The organism is Sphingomonas sp. ACRSK, assembly GCF_022346685.1.
In the GTDB taxonomy this organism is placed as follows: Bacteria; Pseudomonadota; Alphaproteobacteria; order Sphingomonadales; family Sphingomonadaceae; genus Sphingomonas; species Sphingomonas molluscorum.
The window spans coordinates 15,333-32,870 of sequence record NZ_JAKRNR010000018.1 but is presented as its reverse complement, the minus strand read 5'-3'; the positions used below and the strand labels follow the sequence as shown (position 1 = coordinate 32,870).

17 protein-coding genes are annotated in these 17,538 nt (G+C 70.3%); 15 read left to right on the top strand and 2 right to left on the bottom strand.

All coding sequences use genetic code 11. From position 1 onward, the window contains the following. Window positions 1-102 precede the first annotated feature (102 nt). Window positions 103-1,164 carry a DUF3667 domain-containing protein gene (locus MHZ35_RS11040; RefSeq protein ID WP_239435639.1) on the bottom strand — a complete coding sequence of 354 codons (1,062 nt, stop codon included), beginning with the start codon at window positions 1,162-1,164 and terminating at the stop codon, window positions 103-105. An 84-nt stretch (window positions 1,165-1,248) separates the two neighbouring features. Here MHZ35_RS11040 and MHZ35_RS11035 point away from each other — a divergent pair, with 84 nt between their 5' ends. The 15 genes from MHZ35_RS11035 to MHZ35_RS10965 all read left to right on the top strand — a co-directional run bounded on the left by MHZ35_RS11035 (window position 1,249) and on the right by MHZ35_RS10965 (window position 15,364). Continuing rightward, on the top strand, window positions 1,249-2,532 hold the full coding sequence (locus MHZ35_RS11035) for a glutamate-5-semialdehyde dehydrogenase (protein WP_239435638.1): 1,284 nt from the start codon (window positions 1,249-1,251) through the stop codon (window positions 2,530-2,532). A gap of 241 nt (window positions 2,533-2,773) precedes the next feature. Continuing rightward, on the top strand, window positions 2,774-3,802 hold the full coding sequence (locus tag MHZ35_RS11030) for an aldo/keto reductase (RefSeq protein ID WP_239435637.1): 1,029 nt from the start codon (window positions 2,774-2,776) through the stop codon (window positions 3,800-3,802). 266 nt (window positions 3,803-4,068) lie between these two features. Then, window positions 4,069-4,764, top strand: a complete 696-nt coding sequence (locus tag MHZ35_RS11025) for a nicotinate-nucleotide adenylyltransferase (protein WP_274615876.1) — start codon at window positions 4,069-4,071, stop codon at window positions 4,762-4,764. Between the two features lie 8 nt (window positions 4,765-4,772). Then, entirely contained in the window at window positions 4,773-5,177 is a 405-nt protein-coding gene (gene rsfS / locus MHZ35_RS11020) for a ribosome silencing factor (protein ID WP_125959062.1), read from the top strand. 12 nt (window positions 5,178-5,189) lie between these two features. Further along, a complete protein-coding gene (locus MHZ35_RS11015; RefSeq protein ID WP_239435635.1) occupies window positions 5,190-5,612 on the top strand; it encodes a 23S rRNA (pseudouridine(1915)-N(3))-methyltransferase RlmH in 423 nt (140 codons plus the stop codon). After that, complete coding sequence (locus MHZ35_RS11010) at window positions 5,612-6,793, top strand: murein hydrolase activator EnvC family protein (RefSeq protein WP_239435634.1); 1,182 nt, start codon at window positions 5,612-5,614, stop codon at window positions 6,791-6,793. The genes MHZ35_RS11015 and MHZ35_RS11010 overlap by 1 nt, the downstream gene beginning before the upstream one ends. 81 nt (window positions 6,794-6,874) lie before the next feature. Then, window positions 6,875-8,212, top strand: a complete 1,338-nt coding sequence (locus MHZ35_RS11005) for a S41 family peptidase (protein ID WP_239435633.1) — start codon at window positions 6,875-6,877, stop codon at window positions 8,210-8,212. A 1-nt stretch (window position 8,213) separates the two neighbouring features. After that, window positions 8,214-8,690 (top strand): disulfide bond formation protein B, encoded by a 477-nt coding sequence (locus MHZ35_RS11000; protein ID WP_239435632.1) that lies wholly within the window; start codon window positions 8,214-8,216, stop codon window positions 8,688-8,690. After that, complete coding sequence (locus tag MHZ35_RS10995) at window positions 8,687-9,223, top strand: demethoxyubiquinone hydroxylase family protein (RefSeq protein ID WP_239435631.1); 537 nt, start codon at window positions 8,687-8,689, stop codon at window positions 9,221-9,223. Before MHZ35_RS11000 ends, MHZ35_RS10995 begins: the two co-directional genes overlap by 4 nt. 40 nt (window positions 9,224-9,263) lie before the next feature. After that, window positions 9,264-9,668, top strand: coding sequence for a hypothetical protein (locus tag MHZ35_RS10990; protein WP_125959068.1), 405 nt, complete (start codon window positions 9,264-9,266; stop codon window positions 9,666-9,668). Between the two features lie 75 nt (window positions 9,669-9,743). After that, window positions 9,744-11,234 (top strand): hypothetical protein, encoded by a 1,491-nt coding sequence (locus tag MHZ35_RS10985; protein ID WP_239435630.1) that lies wholly within the window; start codon window positions 9,744-9,746, stop codon window positions 11,232-11,234. 162 nt (window positions 11,235-11,396) lie between these two features. Then, window positions 11,397-12,644 carry a putative DNA modification/repair radical SAM protein gene (locus tag MHZ35_RS10980; RefSeq protein WP_239435629.1) on the top strand — a complete coding sequence of 416 codons (1,248 nt, stop codon included), beginning with the start codon at window positions 11,397-11,399 and terminating at the stop codon, window positions 12,642-12,644. Between the two features lie 67 nt (window positions 12,645-12,711). After that, window positions 12,712-13,197, top strand: coding sequence for a hemerythrin domain-containing protein (locus tag MHZ35_RS10975; RefSeq protein ID WP_125959072.1), 486 nt, complete (start codon window positions 12,712-12,714; stop codon window positions 13,195-13,197). Window position 13,198: 1 nt separating this feature from the next. Then, complete coding sequence (locus MHZ35_RS10970; RefSeq protein WP_239435628.1) at window positions 13,199-14,596, top strand: UdgX family uracil-DNA binding protein; 1,398 nt, start codon at window positions 13,199-13,201, stop codon at window positions 14,594-14,596. Between the two features lie 249 nt (window positions 14,597-14,845). Further along, window positions 14,846-15,364, top strand: a complete 519-nt coding sequence (locus MHZ35_RS10965) for a biliverdin-producing heme oxygenase (protein ID WP_239435627.1) — start codon at window positions 14,846-14,848, stop codon at window positions 15,362-15,364. Here MHZ35_RS10965 and MHZ35_RS10960 read toward each other — a convergent pair. Beyond that, on the bottom strand, window positions 15,361-17,520 hold the full coding sequence (locus MHZ35_RS10960) for a histidine kinase dimerization/phosphoacceptor domain -containing protein (RefSeq protein WP_239435626.1): 2,160 nt from the start codon (window positions 17,518-17,520) through the stop codon (window positions 15,361-15,363). The genes MHZ35_RS10965 and MHZ35_RS10960 overlap by 4 nt on opposite strands. Window positions 17,521-17,538: the final 18 nt, after the last annotated feature.

Below are 17,538 nucleotides of genomic sequence, written 5' to 3'. Positions count from 1 at the left end.
AGGATAGGAAAGCACGAGGTAAATGGCTGCTGTCGGTCGCTAAGGTCGTTTAGCTATCGGTCCGCAACCGGACGTTCCCGGCAGCCGTCGCAGCAGCGCCCCTCACCCCATCACCCCCAGCGTCACCAGCAGCGACACGAAGATCGACAGCACCACCGCCGTCACGAACAGCAGCGCCACCGTCCGCCAGGCGGCGCTGAACGTCCGCAGCCGGTACGCGCCCTTCAGCTGCGCGAACATGTGGATCGGCGGCACCAGCAGCAGCCATGCGTCCAGCCACGACAGCAGGGGCGAGAGACTGAACAGCGCCATGACCACGAACAGCAGGTTCATGAAGCTGATCGAATAGATCACGAAGATCGCGTGGTCGTACATGCGATACTGCCGGCGCCAGGCGAACAGCATCCACATGAACGGTAGCGACAAGGGGATCAGCGCCCAGCTGTATTTATAGCTGCTCGACTTGATCTTGTAGAGCAGCAGCTCCGGGTTCTGGAGCTTGTGGCCGAGCTTCTTGTAGCCGTTGCCCTCCAGCTGCACGCCCAGCCGGCGCAGCATCGCGGGGATGCCGCTGTGCCCCTGCACGACCGCAAGCTCCTGCTCCACCGCATAGCGTTCGATCTGCAGCCCACGCGCCGCCTGCCCCTTGGTATCGCCGCGGGCGATCTCGCGATCGAGCGCCGCAATGCGGGCCTGCAGGCGCTCGGCATCCCCGGCATCGACCTTGACGATGTGCTCCGGAAACGTCTCCTCCTGCATCCAGCTGCCGACGCCGGCCCAGCCGAACACCGCGAACATCAGGAACATGGTGAAGAGGAACAGCGCCAGCGGCGATACGAAACGCGCCCGCTCGCCCTCCACATAGCGCCGGGTGAGCGCGCCGGGGCGCAGCACCAGCATCGGCAGCGTGTCCCAGATCTTGCCCTCGAAATGGAACACCCCGTGCAGCAGGTCGTGGCCGACCGAATGGAGCGTGCGGTGGATGTGCCCCGCTTGGCCGCAGCGGTGGCAATGCGCCCCGATCAGCGCGGTCCCGCAGTTGAGGCACAGGCCATGCGCGTGGCCCGCCCCATGCCCGGACCGATGCCCCCGGCCCTCACCTGCACTCGGCTCGATCGCGCGCGCGAACAGCCCCCCGGCGACGATGTCGCCCCCTGTTTCCATTTCCCCCATGACCAAAAGCTATCACGTCCTCGCACCCTGTCGAGGGGCTTTGGGAGGGGTGCGCGGCCATGCTAGCGTGGGATCATGCCCGCTAGCCTCGCCACTGCCGCCGCGTCCGAAGACCCCGTCGCCCTCGTGCGTGCGATGGGCGCCCGCGCCCGCACTGCTGCCCGCGCCTTGGCTGCGCTTCCGACCGCCACCAAGGCCGCCGCCCTGCGCGCCGCCGCCGCCGCGATCCGCGCCGATGCGTCCGCGATCCTCGCCGCCAACGTGCGCGACGTCGCGGCCGGCGAAGCGCGGGGCCTGAGCGCGGCGCTGCTCGACCGCCTTCACCTCGACGCCGCCCGCCTCGAAGCCGCCGCCGCCGGCGTGGAGGCGATCGCCGGCCTGCCCGACCCGGTCGGCGCGCTCGTTTCGGAGGATCGTCGCCCCAACGGCCTGGTGCTGCGCCGCGTGCGCGTGCCGATCGGCGTCATCGGCATCATCTACGAAAGCCGCCCCAACGTCACCGCCGACGCCGGCGCGCTCTGCGTCATGGCGGGCAACGCCGCCATCCTGCGCGGCGGGTCGGAGGCGATCGAGAGCAACCGCGCGCTCCACGCCGCCATGCAGCGCGGGTTCGTCGCCGGGGGCGTGCCCGCCGATGCGATCCAGCTCGTCCCCACCACCGATCGCGCCGCCGTGGGCGCGATGCTCGCCGCCGAGGGGCTGATCGACATGGTCGTGCCGCGCGGCGGCAAGAGTCTGGTCGCCCGCGTCCAGGCGGAGGCGCGCGTGCCCGTGCTCGCCCACCTCGACGGCATCAACCACAGCTATGTCGACGGCGCCGCCGACCCGGACATGGCGCGCACCCTGGTGGTCAACGCCAAGCTCCGCCGCACCGGCATCTGCGGCGCGACCGAGACGCTGCTGATCGACCGCGCCTTTGCCGATCCCGCGCCGCTCCTCGCCGCCCTGATCGACGGCGGCTGCGAAGTGCGCGGCGACGCGGACGTCCGGGCGATCGACCCGCGCGTGCGCCCCGCCGCGCCCGAGGACTGGGACACCGAATATCTCGACGCGATCCTCTCGGTGAAGCGGGTCGACGGCGTGGAAGGCGCACTGACCCATATCGCCCAGCACAGCTCCGGCCACACTGACGCGATCGTGACGGAGGACGCGGCCACGGCCGAACGCTTCCTCAACGGGGTCGATTCGGCGATCGTGATGTGGAACGCCTCCACCCAGTTCGCCGACGGCGGCGAGTTCGGGCTGGGCGGGGAGATCGGCATCTCCACCGGCCGCCTCCACGCGCGCGGCCCCGTCGCGCTCGAAGGCCTCACCACCTATAAATGGACCGTCACCGGCACCGGCCAGACCCGCCCCTGACGCCACCTTTTCCCAGGACGCAACAGACCCGCCATTTCTGCCGTATCGCTGCGCAGGCAGGGATCCAGGGACAAGCCAAGCAACGACCGTTAGCGCCCCGAAACCCTGGGCTCCTGCCTGCGCAGGAGCACGGTGCGCGATTACGCAAGGATCGACGCGAACAGCGGCGTTTTTCGTACCGATCGGTTGCGCGGGGGAAAAGCCTCCCCATCTGCCGGGCGCGCATCGCTCAGGAGGCTCCATGCACTACAACCAGCTCGGCCGCACCGGCCTGTTCGTGTCCGAACTCTGCCTCGGCACCATGACCTTTGGCGGAGAGGGCATGTTCAAGGCGGTGGGCCAGGTGCAGCAGGCGGACGCCGACGCGCTGCTCCGCACCGCAGTCGACGCGGGCGTCAACTTCATCGACACCGCCAACGTCTATTCCAACGGCCTGTCGGAGGAGATCACCGGCCAGGCGATCCGCAACCTGGGGTTGCGCCGTGAAGACGTGGTGCTCGCCACCAAGGCGTTCGGGCCGATGGGGCCGGGCCACAATGATCGCGGCGCCTCGCGCGGGCACCTGCTCGACCAGGTGAAGGCCAGCCTCCAGCGGCTCGGCACCGACCATATCGACCTCTACCAGATCCACGGCTGGGATTCGGTGACCCCGATCGAGGAGACGCTGCGCGCGCTCGACGATCTCGTGAGCCAGGGTCATGTCCGCTACATCGGCGTCTCCAACTGGGCGGCGTGGCAGATCGCCAAGGCGCTCGGCATCTCCGAACGCCGCGGCTTCGCCCGGTTCGAGACGGTGCAGTCCTACTACACGCTCGCAGGTCGGGACCTGGAGCGCGAGCTGGCGCCGATGATGGAATCGGAAGGGCTCGGCCTGATGGTGTGGAGCCCGCTCGCCGGCGGCTATCTGTCGGGCAAGTACCGCGCCGGCGACAGCGACGGCCGCCGCACCAACTTCAACTTCCCGCCCGTCGACCAGACCCGCGGCGAAGCGGTGCTCTCCGCCATGGACCCGATCGCCGAGGCGCACGGCGTCTCGGTCGCCCGCATCGCGCTCGCCTGGCTGCTCCACCAGAAGGTGGTGACCAGCGTCATCGTCGGCGCCAAGCGCGTCGACCAGCTGGAGGACAATCTCGCTGCGGTCGACGCGGCGCTGACGGCGGAGCAGCTCGCGTCGCTCGATGCGGCCAGCAAGCTGGCGCCGGAATACCCCGGCTGGATGATCGAACGGCAGTCCGAATACCGCGCCCCGGCGCTCGCCTCCGTCCGCTAGCGCTAACGCCAACCACACCCGCAACCGTACCCCCGCGCAGGCGGGGTCCAGGGCCCAGCAAAGCAACGCCCGATATCGCCCGAAACCCTGGGCTCCTGCCTGCGCAGGAGCACGGAGGGCGCGACGTAGAGGGTCGCGCTGCCGCACCTCGAACGCGCTTCGTACCCCGGCGAAGGCCGGGCCCCAGTTGCGGCGAAGGGGGTTCGGGGCACTCCGCAGCCGCCTTTCCACCTGGACCCCGGCCTCCGCCGGGGTACTGAAAGGTTATGCGACGCACCCGGTGGCAGTGCCCCCACGCCGTTGCACCCGCCGCGCAACACTGGCATCGCCGGGCCATGTCCCGCATCGGCCTCCTCGGCGGCTCCTTCAATCCGGCGCATCGCGGTCATCGCGGCATTTCGCTCCAGGCGATCCGCGCGCTCGAGCTCGACGAGCTCTGGTGGCTGGTGTCCCCAGGCAATCCGCTCAAGGACCATGCGTCGGACATGGCGCCCTTTGCCGCGCGCCTCGCGTCCGCCACCCGCATGGCGCGCCACTCGCGCATCCGCGCGACCGACATCGAACGGCGGCTCGGCACGCGCTACACCCTCGACACGCTGCGCAAGCTGCGCGCCCGCTTTCCCGATCACGACTTCATCTGGGTGATGGGCGCCGACAATCTCGCCCAGTTCCACCGCTGGCGCGGGTGGCGCGAAATCGCGCGCACCATGCCGATTGCGGTTATCGCGCGTCCGGGGTATGATCGACGGGCCCGCGCAAGTGTCGCGATGGGCTGGCTGCGGCGCTATGCGCGGCCCGCAGGCCAGGCGAAACGATGGACGAATTGGAGTTTGCCGGCACTCGTGTTGCTGCGCTTCCGCCCCGATCCGACCTCGGCGACCGGCATTCGAGCCGCCGATCCCGCCTGGCACCGGCACCCGACGCCGAACCACATCCCCACGCGCACGGCCATGAAAGGCTAGGAGACAAGTTGCCCAACCCCTCTTCCGCACGCGAAGGCGGTACCGACGACGTCGAGGCGCTGCACCGCCTCGTCCTCACCTCGCTGGATGACGATCAGGCGGTCGAAACCGTCTCGATCCCGCTCGCCGGCAAGTCCAGCATCGCCGACTATATGGTCGTCGCCTCCGGCCGTTCGAGCCGTCAGGTCGCCTCCATGGCGACCAAGATCGCCGAGAAGGTGAAGGCCGAGTTCGGCCGCAGCCCCCGGGTCGAGGGTCTGCCGACCGCCGATTGGGTGCTGATCGACGCGGGCGACGTGATCGTCCACTTGTTCCGCCCCGAAGTCCGCACCTTCTACAACCTGGAGCGGATGTGGGCGTTCGGCGACACGCCGACGATGGGGTCGACCGGCAACCCGCCCGCCTCCGCCTGACCCTTCGCGCCCGTGCTGCTGCATATCGTCGCGCGCGGGCGCATCGGGCGCAGTCCCGAGGCCGAGCTGGTCGATCGCTATCTCAAGCGCGTCACCTGGCCGACCCGCGTCACCGAGCTGCCCGACAAGGGCGGCAAGGTGCCGCCGCGCGAACCCGGCACCCGCATCGTGATGCTCGACGAAACCGGCCGCGACATGCCGTCCCGCCAGTTCGCACAGATCCTGGGGAACTGGCGCGACGACGGGGTGCGCGAGGCGCGCTTCCTGATCGGTGCGGCCGACGGCTTCGACGATGCCGATCGGCGCGAGGCGGACCTGCTGATCTCGTTCGGCCGCCTCACCTGGCCGCACATGATGGCCCGCGCCATGCTTGCCGAGCAGCTGTGGCGCGCCGCCAGCATCCTCGCCAACCACCCCTATCACCGCGAGGGCTGATGCGCCGTGGCGGCAAAGTCGCGGCCGCCCTGCTGGTGCTGGCCACCGGGGGCGCGGCACTGGGCGCCGCCACCATCGGCATCGCCGCCCCCCCGCCGCTCGACCAGCAGCGCGAGCGGCTGCGCGCCGCCCGGATCGAGGCGGATCGTGCCCAGGCACGCGCGCAGGCGCTGGAGCGCCAGGCCGCCGCCGCCCGCACCGCCGCCGATCGCGCCGCTGCCCGGCAGCGCAGCATGACCGCCCGCATCGCCGCGGCCGAGGCGGAGCACCGCGCCGCCGAAGCCCGCGTGGCGGTCGTCGGCCGCCTGCTCGCCGATCGGCGTGAGGAGCTTGCCCGCCGCCGCGACCCGATCGTGCGGCTGATGGCGGCGCTCCAGTCGCTCGCCCGCCGCCCCGCCGTGGCGGCGGTCGCCCAGCCCGGCTCCACTGCCGATGCCGTCCACGTCCGCGCCGTACTCGCGACCGTGCTGCCCGCCGTCCGCCAGCGCACCAGCGCCGTCCGCGCGGAAGTCGCAGAGGTGCAGCGCACGCGGCGCCAGGCGGCACTCGCGGTGCAGGCACTCGGCAGCAGCCGGCGGCGGCTGGAGGACGAACGCCTGCAACTGGTGCGGCTGGAGGCGGCGCAGCGGCTGCGCTCGCAGGATCTCGGCCGCACCGCGCTGGTCGAGTCGGACCGCGCGATCGCGCTGGGCGAACGCGCGCGCGACATCGTCGACCAGATGCAGGAGACGCAGCTCGCCGCGGTGACGCTGGGCGAGCTCACCAGCCTGTCCGGCCCGCTGCTGCGTCCGGGCTCGGACGGCACCCCCGTCCACCGCTCGCCCTATCGCCTGCCGGTGACGGGCGCGGTGGTGACCGGCTTCGGCGAGATTTCGGACGCGGGCGTACGGTCGCGCGGCCTGACGCTCGCGGTGGCGCCCGGCGCGCGCGTGGTCGCGCCGCTGGTGGGCCGCGTCCTGCTCGCCCGCCCCTTCCGCAGCTACGGCACCATCATCCTGCTCGATCACGGCAACGGCTGGACGACGCTCGTGACCGGGCTCGGCCGCGCCACCGTGCGCCGCGGGACCGAGGTGGCCGCCGGCACGCCGCTCGGCCTCGCTCCCGGCGGCGACGCGCCCCAGGTCACCGTCGAGCTGCGCCGCCACGGCGCGGCCATCGACCTCGCGACGATGCTCGGCTGAGGCGGTCCGCCAGAGTTCCTTTTACGCGGCCACGCTTTGGCGCTATTCCGGTGCAGCATGTCCGTTCATAAGGTTCCCCGCATGGTTCGCCCGCTCCTCCAGGCCACTGCGATCGTGGGCGCGCTGGCGCTGGTCCCGATCGCCAACGGCGCGATGGCGCAGGTCGACAGCGACAGCTATCGCGAGCTCGACACCTTCATGGACGTCTACAATCGCGTCCGCGCCTCCTACGTCGACAAGGTCGACGACAAGGTGCTGGTGAAGGGCGCGATCCAGGGCATGCTCGCGGCACTCGATCCGCACAGCTCGTACGTGGACGCGCTCGATTTCGACAACATGCGCATCGCGACCGAGGGCAACTACGGCGGCCTCGGCCTCACCGTCACCATGATCGACGGCGCGATCAAGGTCATCGCCCCGACCGAGGACACGCCCGCCGCGCGCGCGGGCATCAAGGCCGGCGACTACATCACCCACATCGACGGCAAGCTGATCTACGGCGGCTCGCTGGACGAGGCGATCTCGCAGATGCGCGGGCCCGCCAACACCAAGGTCACGCTGACGCTGGTGCGCCCGGGTCAGGAAAAGCCGATCACCGCCACCATGACGCGCGAGATCATCGTCCAGAAGCCCGTGAAGTGGGAGGTGAAGGACGGCATCGGCATCATCAACATCAACACCTTCTCCGCCCAGACCGGCGCCGACACCCGCGCCGCGGTCGCCGCGATCGACAAGGCGCTCGGCCACAAGCCGCTCGGCTACATCGTTGACCTGCGTGAGAATGGCGGCGGCCTGCTGAACGAGGCGATCGAGGTGTCGGACGTGTTCCTCGACCACGGCGAGATCGTGTCCCAGCGCGGCCGCGAAAAGACCGACATCGAACGCTATTATGCCGAGGCCGGCGACCTGACCCAGGGCCTGCCGATCATCGTGCTGGTCGATGCCGGCACCGCCTCCGCCTCGGAAATCGTCGCCGGCGCGCTCCAGGACTACCACCGCGCGATCGTCATGGGCGAGCGGACCTTCGGCAAGGGATCGGTGCAGACGCTGCTGCCGCTCGGGCCGGAGACGGCGCTCCGCCTCACCACCGCGCGCTACTACACGCCCTCGGGTCGCTCGGTGCAGGAGGGCGGCATCGAACCCGACCTCAAGGTGCCGCAGATCTCCGACCCCGACTACAAGGATCGCCCGGTGTTCCGGGAGGCGGACCTGCGCCGCCACCTCATCAACGAGGCCAAGGTCGACAATTCGGTGCTGGAGGATGACGGCAAGCCCGATCCGCGCTTCACCGAGAGTGCCGAGGCGCTCAAGAAGCGCGGCATCGAGGATTTCCAGCTCCACTATGCCCTGCAGACGCTCGGCCGCCTGGGTCCTGCGCCGCGCGCGGTGGCGACGGCGACGCCGGCAAAGAAGCGCTGACATGCGCGGCGGCAATCTCCAGGCGGCGCGCTGGCTCGCGCTGCTCGTCCCCGCAGTGCTGATACTGGGCGCGCTCGGATCGCAATATCTGGGCGGGCTCTACCCGTGCGAAATGTGCCACTGGCAGCGCTGGCCGCATTATGCCGCCATCGTGCTGGCGATGCTCAGCTTCCTGGTGCCGCGCACCTCCGCCCGCGTCGCGCTGGTGCTGCTCGCTGGCGTCGCCATCGCTGCCAGCGGGGCGATCGGCGTCTTCCACGCGGGCGTCGAATATGGCTGGTGGCAGGGCATCACCGGCTGCGCGACGCCCTTCTCGGGCGGCGGCGGCAACATGCTCGACGCGATCATGAAGGCGCCGGTGATCCGCTGCGACGTGCCGCAATGGACGCTCGCCGGCATTTCGCTCGCCGGCTTCAATGCGATCTTTTCGTTCGCCGGCGCGTTGGGGATCTTTGTGCTGGCAGGAAAACGCGCATGAAGCGGTGGCGACCCGGCGATCGGCGGGAACCGGTCTCCCAGATGATCCGGGTGGATCAGGCGGGCGAATATGGCGCGACCCGCATCTATGCGGGGCAGCTCGCGGTGATGGGCGATCGCGTCCCGCTCGCGCGCGAGATCGTCGGCATGGCCAAGCAGGAGGAACGCCACCGCGCCTGGTTCGACGGCATGATCGCCGAACGCGGCGTCCGCCCGACCCTGCTCCAGCCCTTCTGGAGCGTCGCCGGCTTCGCGCTCGGCGCCGTCACCGCCGCGATCGGGCCGGAGGCTGCGATGGCCTGCACCGCCGCGGTCGAGACCGAGATCGACAAGCATTACGACCAGCAGCTCGCCGAGCTTCGCGACGAGGAGCCGGAGCTTTCGGCCGCGGTGCTCGAGTTCCAGGCCGAGGAGCTGGAGCACAAGGAAGCCGCGATTGCCCACGGCGCCGAACAGGCGATCGGCTATCCGGTGCTGTCCGCCGTGATCCGGCTCGGCTGCCGGGTGGCAATCGCCGCATCGAAACGCATATGAGGCTTGCCGCGTTAGGATGGCGGCAACAGGAGGACGACCGATGGCAAAGTGGATGCTGATGGCAGCGATCGGGCTGGCCGCGCCGGTGCTGGGCCTCTCCGCCCCCGCGGTCGCCCAGAATGCCGCCCAGAACGGCGTGCTGGTGATCTACGGCAACGACAAATGCCCCACCAACGCCAATGGCGAGGAAATCGTGGTGTGCGTGCGCCGCGGCGAGGAAGAGCGCTTCCGCATCCCCAAGGAGCTGCGCACCACCGAGGCGTCGCCCGACCAGCAGAGCTGGGCCGTGCGCCAGCAGTCCGGGCTGGAGGCAGGCGCCACCGGCGTCGGCAGCTGCAGCACCGTGGGTGCCAGCGGCCAGTCGGGCTGCTTCGTCCAGAACGCCAACCGCTGGAAGGCGGAACGCCGCGCCGCCAAGGCAGAGGCCGAACGCAGCGTTCCCTGATCGCGCCGGACGTTGCGTCCAAGTCCCTGCCGTCGTAGCCGCACGCCTCTTTGAACGGGGAACGGCGGCGGCGGCATGACGGCACAGACGGGACTGAGACGCGATCCGATCGCCTGGTTGCTGTTCGCGCTCGTCTGGTTCTCCTGCGGCTGGTTCGGCTCCTGGGAGTTCAATCCCAACAACGCCACCCGCATGTACGCCGCCGTCTCGCTGGTCGAGCAGGGCGATGCCACCATCGATGAATATGCCGCGCTGACGATCGATCGCGCGCAGTTCGGCGACCATTTCTACACCGACAAGGCACCGGGCATGACGCTCATGGCGGTGCCCTTCGTCGCGCTCGCCGATGCCGTCACCGGCGACGATGCCGAGTTCCACCGCATCCGCAACGAGGACCCCGGCTTCAACCGCTTCATCAAGATCCGGGTGCGCCTGACCGCCGTCTTCACCTCCGCATTGTTCGTCGCCATCGCTGCGATGATGCTGTTCGACCTCGGCCGCGGGGTCACCGGCAGCCCTGCGGCCGGCCTGTTCGGGGCGCTCGGCTATGCGCTGGGCTCGATCGCCTGGGGCTGGGCTACCACCATCTTCGGCCATGCCGCCTCGGGCGCGATGCTGGTGATCGCCGTCTGGGCGGTGTGGCGCGGCACCCGCACGCCCGGTGGCACCCGCGCCAGCATCGGCTATGCCGCGATCGCCGGCCTGGCACTCGGCTGGGGCGCGGTGATCGAGCCGCCTTCGGTGCTGGAGGCGCTGCCGATCGGCTTGTGGGCGCTGTGGCGGATGCGGGGCTGGGCCTGGGCACAGCGGCTGCCGGTGATGCTCGCCGCCGCCGGCGTCGCCCTCGTCGCGGTGCTGCCGCTGTTCGCCTACAACGCCTTCGCCTTTGGTTCGCCCTTCCAGTCGGGCTATGCCGGGGTCACCGACTTCGCCGGCATGCAGCAGGGCTTCTTCGGCCTCACCTATCCCAAGCCGCACGTGCTGTGGGAGATCGTGTTCGGCCCGCGGCGCGGCATCCTGTGGGTCTCGCCCGTGCTGGTGCTGGCGCCGATCGGCCTCGCCTGGCTGCTCTGGGATCGCCGCCACCGCGACCTGGCCGTGCTCGCGATCGTGTTGAGCATCCTGCCCTTCCTCTACAACGCCGCCTATTATTACTGGGACGGCGGCCACTCGACCGGCCCCCGCCACGCGGTTCCCGCGTTGGGCTTCCTGGGGCTCGGCCTCGCCGGCTTCTGGACACTGCTGCGCACGGCCGTAGGCAAGCTCCTCGCCGCCCAGCTGCTGGCGATCTCCATGGCCATCAACCTGATGATCGCCTCGGCGGAAATCGCCGCCCCCGATTTCTTCGACTACGCGGTCTGGCGCGCAGTCCTTCTGGAGCGGTTCGCGCCGGGCTACCTCCGCACCGTCGCCGACGAATGGCTCGGCTTCACCCCCTGGGAGGGCCTGGGCATCTGGGCACTGGTCGCACTGCCGCTGCTGGGGGTCGTCGCGTGGCTGGCATGGCGCGCGGACGGCGGGTCTACCGCGCAGCACCGTGCCCCCTCCCCCGTTCGTGCTGAGTAGGGGCTGAGCTTGTCGAAGACCCGTATCGAAGCACCCGCCCTTCGATACGCCCTTTCGACTTCGCTCAACGGCTACTCAGGGTGAACGGCTCGGGGAAATTGTGCCGTAACCCGCTGATCTTCCAGCCTTGCGCCTCCACCCGTTCGAACATAGATAGAACAAATGGCGCAGCTCGACACCCGCGAAAAGCTGGCGATCCTCGCGGACGCTGCGAAGTACGACGCCTCCTGCGCCTCGTCCGGCACGGCCAAGCGCAACTCGCGCGACGGCAAGGGCCTGGGCTCGACCGAGGGCATGGGCATCTGCCACGCCTATGCGCCCGACGGCCGCTGCATCTCGCTGCTCAAGATCCTGCTGACCAACAGCTGCATCTTCGACTGCCACTACTGCATCAACCGCAAGAGCTCGAACGTCCGCCGCGCCCGCTTCACCGCCGAGGAAGTCGTGCGCCTGACCCTCAGCTTCTACCGCCGCAACTATATCGAGGGGCTGTTCCTCTCCTCCGGGATCATCCGCTCCTCCAACTACACGATGGAGCAGCTGGTCGAGGTCGCCCGCTCCCTGCGCGAAGACCATGATTTCCGCGGCTACATCCACCTGAAGACCATTCCCGACGCGGATCCCGAGCTGATCCATCAGGCCGGGCTCCACGCCGACCGCGTCTCGATCAACGTGGAGCTGCCCACCACCAGCGGCCTGAAGCGCCTCGCCCCCGAAAAGTCAGAGACCCAGATCGAGGGCGCGATGGCCGGCATGCGCACCGCGATCACCGACGGCACCGATGCGCGCAAGCGCTATCGCAGCGCCCCCCGCTTCGCGCCGGCCGGCCAGTCCACCCAGATGATTGTCGGCGCCGATGCCGCGACCGACCGCGACATCGTCGGCCGCGCGGCCACGCTCTACGACCGGTTCGAGCTGCGCCGCGTCTATTACTCCGCCTTCAGCCCCATCCCGGAAGCGTCGGCGGTGTTGCCGCTCCAGCGCCCGCCGCTGATGCGCGAGCACCGGCTCTACCAGTCCGACTGGCTGATGCGATTTTACGATTATAAGCCCGACGAGGTGCGCGCCGCCGCCGATGACGCCACCGGCATGCTGCCGCTCGACATCGATCCCAAGCTCGCCTGGGCGCTCAAATTCCGCGACAACTTCCCCGTCGACGTCAACCGCGCGCCGCGTGAGGCGCTGCTGCGCGTGCCCGGGCTGGGCGTAAAGGCGGTCAACGCGATCCTCTCCGCCCGCCGCTGGCGCCGCCTGCGCCTCGATGACGTCGCGCGCCTCACCGTCTCTATCAAGAAGCTCCGCCCCTTCCTGATCGCGGACGACTGGCGCCCGCTCGCGCTCGCCGATCGCGCCGAGCTAAAGCCGCTGGTCGCCCCCAAGAAGCAGCAGCTGGAGCTGTTCGCCGCCTGAGAGTGATTCGCGGGTGAAACGCCGCGCCTTGCCGCCGGTTGTCCCCTCGAACCCAGGGAGGACCATCATGGCGGACGCCCGCATCTACCAGGACCTGAAGCGCGACCACGACAAGCAGCGCGGCATGCTCGCGCGACTGGCCGATTTCTCCACGCCTGCCGAAGAGCGCCAGCAGCTGTTCGAGGAGTTCCGGCTCGAGCTGCAGAGCCACGCCGCGGCCGAGGAGGAATCGCTTTACGCGACCATGCTCGGCGACCCGGAGCTTCGCGACGACGCCCGCCACTCCGTCTCCGAGCACAAGGAAGTCGACGATGTGCTCGGCGAGCTCATGAACCTCGAGTTCGACTCCGACGAGTGGAAGGAGAAGTTCTTCCACATGCGCCGCCGCTACGAGCACCACATCGACGAGGAGGAGGAAGAGATGTTCCCCGCCGCCGCCGAGGAGCTCGACGACGCGACCGAGGAAAAGCTCGCCGACATCTACGAGGACCGCAAGCCCAAGGAGCTGGAGGAAGCCCGCGACAACCCGCCCGGTAGCGACGAGCGCGAATAACGTGCGCGGCGTCACCCTCCCGGCCCCCGACGATTTCGACGCGTGGCGCGACGTCGCGCGCGGGCTCGCGGCCGAGGGGGTGGCGCCCGACCAGGTGGTGTGGCGCACCGGCGACGGCGTCGCGGACCTGTTCGCGCAGACCGCTCCCGAAGCTGCACCAACAGCGTCCGCCGCCGGTCCCGGCTTCTCGGTCCCGCGCGCCTTTCTCGACCTCGCCCGCGACGTGGTGATGTCCTCGGCGCCCGATCGCTTCGCGCTGCTCTACACGCTGCTGTGTCGCCTGCGCACCCAGCCCCGGCTGATCGAGGACCGGGCCGACCCGCTCGTCCGCAAGCTGGAAGGGCTCACCAAGGAAGTTCGCCGCGACATCCACAAGATGCGCGCCTTCCTGCGCTTTCGCGAAGTGGCGGAGGAGGACGGCACCAGCCGCTACGTCGCCTGGTTCGAGCCCGAGCACCATATCGTGCGCGCCAACGCCGCCTTCTTCGTCAACCGCTTCGCCAGCATGCGCTGGTCGATCCTGACGCCGGAGGTGTCGCTGCACTGGGACGGCGAGTTGCTCACCGAAGGCCCCGGCGCCACCCGCGCCGACGCGCCGGAGGGCGATCCGGTCGAGGAGGTATGGAAGACCTATTACGCCTCCATCTTCAACCCGGCGCGGCTCAAGAAGGGCGCGATGCTCAAGGAGATGCCGCGCAAATATTGGAAGAACATGCCCGAGACCGCGCTGGTCGGACAGCTGATCGCGGGCGCCCAGGCACGAGAGGCTGGCATGATCGACAAGGCCCGCACCCAGGTCGGCGGCAACATCCAGGCCGCCTGGGAGGCGCTGCGCGAGGAGGCGCTGGGCTGCAAGCGCTGCCACCTCTGGAAGCCCGCGACCCAGACGGTGTTCGGCGAAGGCCCCGTCGACGCGCGGCTGATGTTCGTCGGCGAACAGCCCGGCGACCAGGAGGACCTGGCCGGCAAGCCCTTCGTCGGCCCCGCCGGCCAAATGTTCGACCGCGCGCTCGCCCAAGCCGGTGTCGACCGCAGCACCGTCTACGTCACCAATTCGGTCAAGCATTTCAAGTTCGAGCCGCGCGGCAAGCGCCGCATCCACAGCAAGCCGGATGCCGGCGAGATCGACGCCTGCCGCTGGTGGATTGAGCAGGAGACCGCGCTGGTGAAGCCGGAGGTCACGGTCGCGCTCGGTGCCACCGCCGCGCGCTCGCTGCTCGGCCGCACCGTCACCATCGGCCGCGAACGTGGCCAGGCGATCGCGCTCCCCAGCGGCGGCGAAGCCTGGATCACCGTCCACCCCAGCTACCTCCTGCGCATCCCCGACCGGGCCGAGGCCGAAGACGAATACGCCCGCTTCGTCGAAGACCTCCGCACCGCCGCCGCCCGGCTGGCCTAGGGGCAGCCCCCTTCTCCTCCGTACCCCGGCGAAGGCCGGGGCCCAGTTGGAACGTCCCCGGAAGCAAAGCGCACCCCGTGTCCCCGCGCAGGCGGGGATCCAGGGCCAAGCAAAACAACCCCCGCCTGTTCCCGCTACCCTGGGCTCCCGCCTACGCGGGAGCACGAAGCCGTAGGCCGCAAGCGCACGCACTGGGCCACGCGACCCGCAGGCTCGACCCGGTGCGGCCCCGGCGCTACAGCCGCCGCGATGCACGCCAGCGCCCTTCTTCGCGAGACCACCCGCGCCGCGCACGAGCGCGTCGACGCCGCCTTCGCACGCTTCGATCTCGCCGACCGCGACAGCTATGCCGCGATGCTGGTCGCCCACGCCCGCGCGCTGCCGGTGGCGGAGGCGGCGATGGCAGCGGCCCCGGCGCTTTTCCGTTGGCGCCCGCGCACCCCGCTGCTGGCCGAGGACCTCGCAGACCTCGGCCGGCCGCTGCCGCCCGAACTGCCGCTCGCGCTGCCGGAAAGTGACGCTGCAATCGCCGGCCTCGCCTATGTGGTCGAGGGATCGCGCCTCGGCGGCGTCTATCTCGCGCGGCAGGTCGGCGCGGGGCTCCCCGCGCGCTACCTCTCCGCCGCGCATGGGAAGGGCGAATGGCGCGCCTTCCTCGCCTGGCTCGACCAGGCGGGCGAGGCCGGCGGCCCCGGCTGGATCGAGGCTGCGCTTGCCGGGGCCGCCGCCGGCTTCGCGCTCTACCAGCAGGCGGCCGAAGCCGCCTAGCGGCCGCTTTCCTCGATCGGTGCGGTCAGGATCACGCGCAGTCCGGGCGCATTGTCCTCGAACGCCAGTTCGCCGCCCAGCCGGCCGACGAGCGCCTTCATCATCCGGCTGCCGAAGCCCTCGCCGGCGCCGCTCTTGCCGCGGCCCTGGTCCTCGACGATCAGCCGCAGGTTGGCGCGGTGCTGCTCCAGCATCACCGTGATCGGGCCGGTGGTGCCCGGATAGGCGTATTTGGTCGCGTTGATGACCAGCTCGGTCGTGATCAGCCCGATGTCCACCGCGCGGCCCGTCGGCACCAGCACCGGCGCGAGATAGACGCGCAGCGCCGATCCCCAGTCCGCCCCCAGCGACGCCCGCATGTCGGTCATCAGCTCGTCCAGGTATCGGCTGAGCTCCACCGCCTCGACCTGGTCGTCGCGATAGAGGCGGCGGTGGACCAGCGCCACGGCGGACAGCCGCGCCTGCGCCTCGGTCAGGTGGCTCGTCAGGTCGGCATCGCCAACCGCGCGCGCCTGCATGCCCAGGAAGGCGGAAACCAGCTGCAGGCTGTTCTGCACGCGGTGGTTCACCTCGTGCATCAGCACGTCCTTCTGGCGCAGCAGCAGCTCCTGCTCGCGGTTCGCCGCCGACAGCTGCCCGTTGAGCTCGCGCAGCCGCACCCGCTGGCGCAGGTCGTGCAGCACGCCGCGCAGTCGGTGCGCGGCCTTGACCTCCTCCAGCGTCCAGCGGCGCGCGCGTCCGCGCACGATCTGCGACCAGCTTTCGAACGAGGCGCGCGGCGTCAGCACCGCGCCGGGCTCCACCTCCACCGCCTTGTGCGGGTTGCCGGCCCAGTTGACGCGCTCGACCTCCTCCATCCGGAACCACAGCGCCATGCATTCGGTGCCGTCGATCGGCATGCCCAGCAGCCCGCTGCCGACGCCGGCATAGCCTTCTGCCGGCGGGAACAACGTCGAAAGCTCCCGGCTGACCACCAGCCCGCCGCCCTGCCCGTCGACCCACTCGGCCAGCCGCAGCAGGTCCGCATCGTCTGGGCAGTGCCCCTCGCGCGACACGGTATCGCCGCACACCAGCGCAAAGCCGTCGGCATCCAGCAGCTCCGCCAGCTCCTTGCCGCACTGGGCCAGCTGCACCCGGATCGGCTGCTCGCCGCCCAGCCGCGCGGTGACCAGGTCCTCGCCCGCATGCAGCCGCAGCCGCTCGCGATAGCTTTCGGCTTCCTCCTGCGCGCGGATCTGGCGGGCGAGGCCGCTCGCCAGCGCGCGGGCGGCGGCGCGCAGTTCCGGATCCATCCGGCGCGGGCTGTCGTGATGGCAGGCGACCAGCCCCCACAGCACGCCGTCGCGCACGATCGAGATCGACGCCGACGCCTCCACCCCCATGTTGCGCAGATACTGGAGGTGGATCGGCGAGACGCTGCGCAGCGCCACGTCCGACAGGTCGATCCCGCCCTGGTTCGCCGATTCCGGCCGGATCGGCGCGGGCGTATAGTGCGCGTCCGGGATCACGCGGACGCGGTTGCGCACATAGAGCGCGCGCGCCTGGCGCGGGATGTCGGAGGCGGGAAAATGATGGTTGAGGAAGCTGTCGAGCCCCGGCGCCCGGTCCTCCGCCAGCACGACCCCGGCGCCATCGTCCAGGAAGCGATAGAGCATCACCCGGTCGAAGCCGGTGAGCTGGCGAAAGGCGACCGCCGCACGCTCGCACAGCTGGACCAGGTCGGCCGCCCGCTCGAAGGTCGCGGCCGCGCGCTCCAGGCCGACCAGCACCTCGATCGCCGGTCGCACCGGCTCCGGCTGCGGCTCCAGCTCGACGATCAGCATGTCGCCCGAACGGTGAAGGCTCGCCTCCAGCGGTCCCTCGGTGCCGGCCACCGGCGCCAGGCGCAGCGTGCCGCCCGGTCCCATGTCGGCCGATCGCAGCAGCGCGGCGATGTCCTGGCCGATCAGCTCCGCGATCGGGCGGTCGAGCCAGTCGGGCGCAAGCCGCGCCTCCAGGTCGCCCGCACCGGCGACGGTCCTGAGCGTCGCGGCATCGACGATCAGCAGCAGCCCGTGCGGCTGGATCGCCCCGGAGAGGTGGATGGGCTCCCGATCGCAGGCCGAAAGGTCATGGCCGATCGGCGCGCTTTCCTGCAGTTGCTCTACCGTCGTCACGCGCCACTCAACCCTTTG

Bases quoted from the DNA above. Each gene is read 5' to 3' on its own strand.
- MHZ35_RS10995 (WP_239435631.1), top strand. From the start codon at position 8,687: ATGAAGCGGTGGCGACCCGGCGATCGGCGGGAACCGGTCTCCCAGATG.
- MHZ35_RS10985 (WP_239435630.1), top strand. From the start codon at position 9,744: ATGACGGCACAGACGGGACTGAGACGCGATCCGATCGCCTGGTTGCTG.
- MHZ35_RS10975 (WP_125959072.1), top strand. From the start codon at position 12,712: ATGGCGGACGCCCGCATCTACCAGGACCTGAAGCGCGACCACGACAAG.
- MHZ35_RS11010 (WP_239435634.1), top strand. From the start codon at position 5,612: ATGCGCCGTGGCGGCAAAGTCGCGGCCGCCCTGCTGGTGCTGGCCACC.
- MHZ35_RS10965 (WP_239435627.1), top strand. From the start codon at position 14,846: ATGCACGCCAGCGCCCTTCTTCGCGAGACCACCCGCGCCGCGCACGAG.
- MHZ35_RS11040 (WP_239435639.1), bottom strand. From the start codon at position 1,164: ATGGAAACAGGGGGCGACATCGTCGCCGGGGGGCTGTTCGCGCGCGCG.
- MHZ35_RS11005 (WP_239435633.1), top strand. From the start codon at position 6,875: ATGGTTCGCCCGCTCCTCCAGGCCACTGCGATCGTGGGCGCGCTGGCG.
- MHZ35_RS11025 (WP_274615876.1), top strand. From the start codon at position 4,069: ATGCGACGCACCCGGTGGCAGTGCCCCCACGCCGTTGCACCCGCCGCG.
- MHZ35_RS10980 (WP_239435629.1), top strand. From the start codon at position 11,397: ATGGCGCAGCTCGACACCCGCGAAAAGCTGGCGATCCTCGCGGACGCT.
- MHZ35_RS11000 (WP_239435632.1), top strand. From the start codon at position 8,214: ATGCGCGGCGGCAATCTCCAGGCGGCGCGCTGGCTCGCGCTGCTCGTC.
- MHZ35_RS11030 (WP_239435637.1), top strand. From the start codon at position 2,774: ATGCACTACAACCAGCTCGGCCGCACCGGCCTGTTCGTGTCCGAACTC.
- MHZ35_RS10990 (WP_125959068.1), top strand. From the start codon at position 9,264: ATGGCAAAGTGGATGCTGATGGCAGCGATCGGGCTGGCCGCGCCGGTG.
- MHZ35_RS11035 (WP_239435638.1), top strand. From the start codon at position 1,249: ATGCCCGCTAGCCTCGCCACTGCCGCCGCGTCCGAAGACCCCGTCGCC.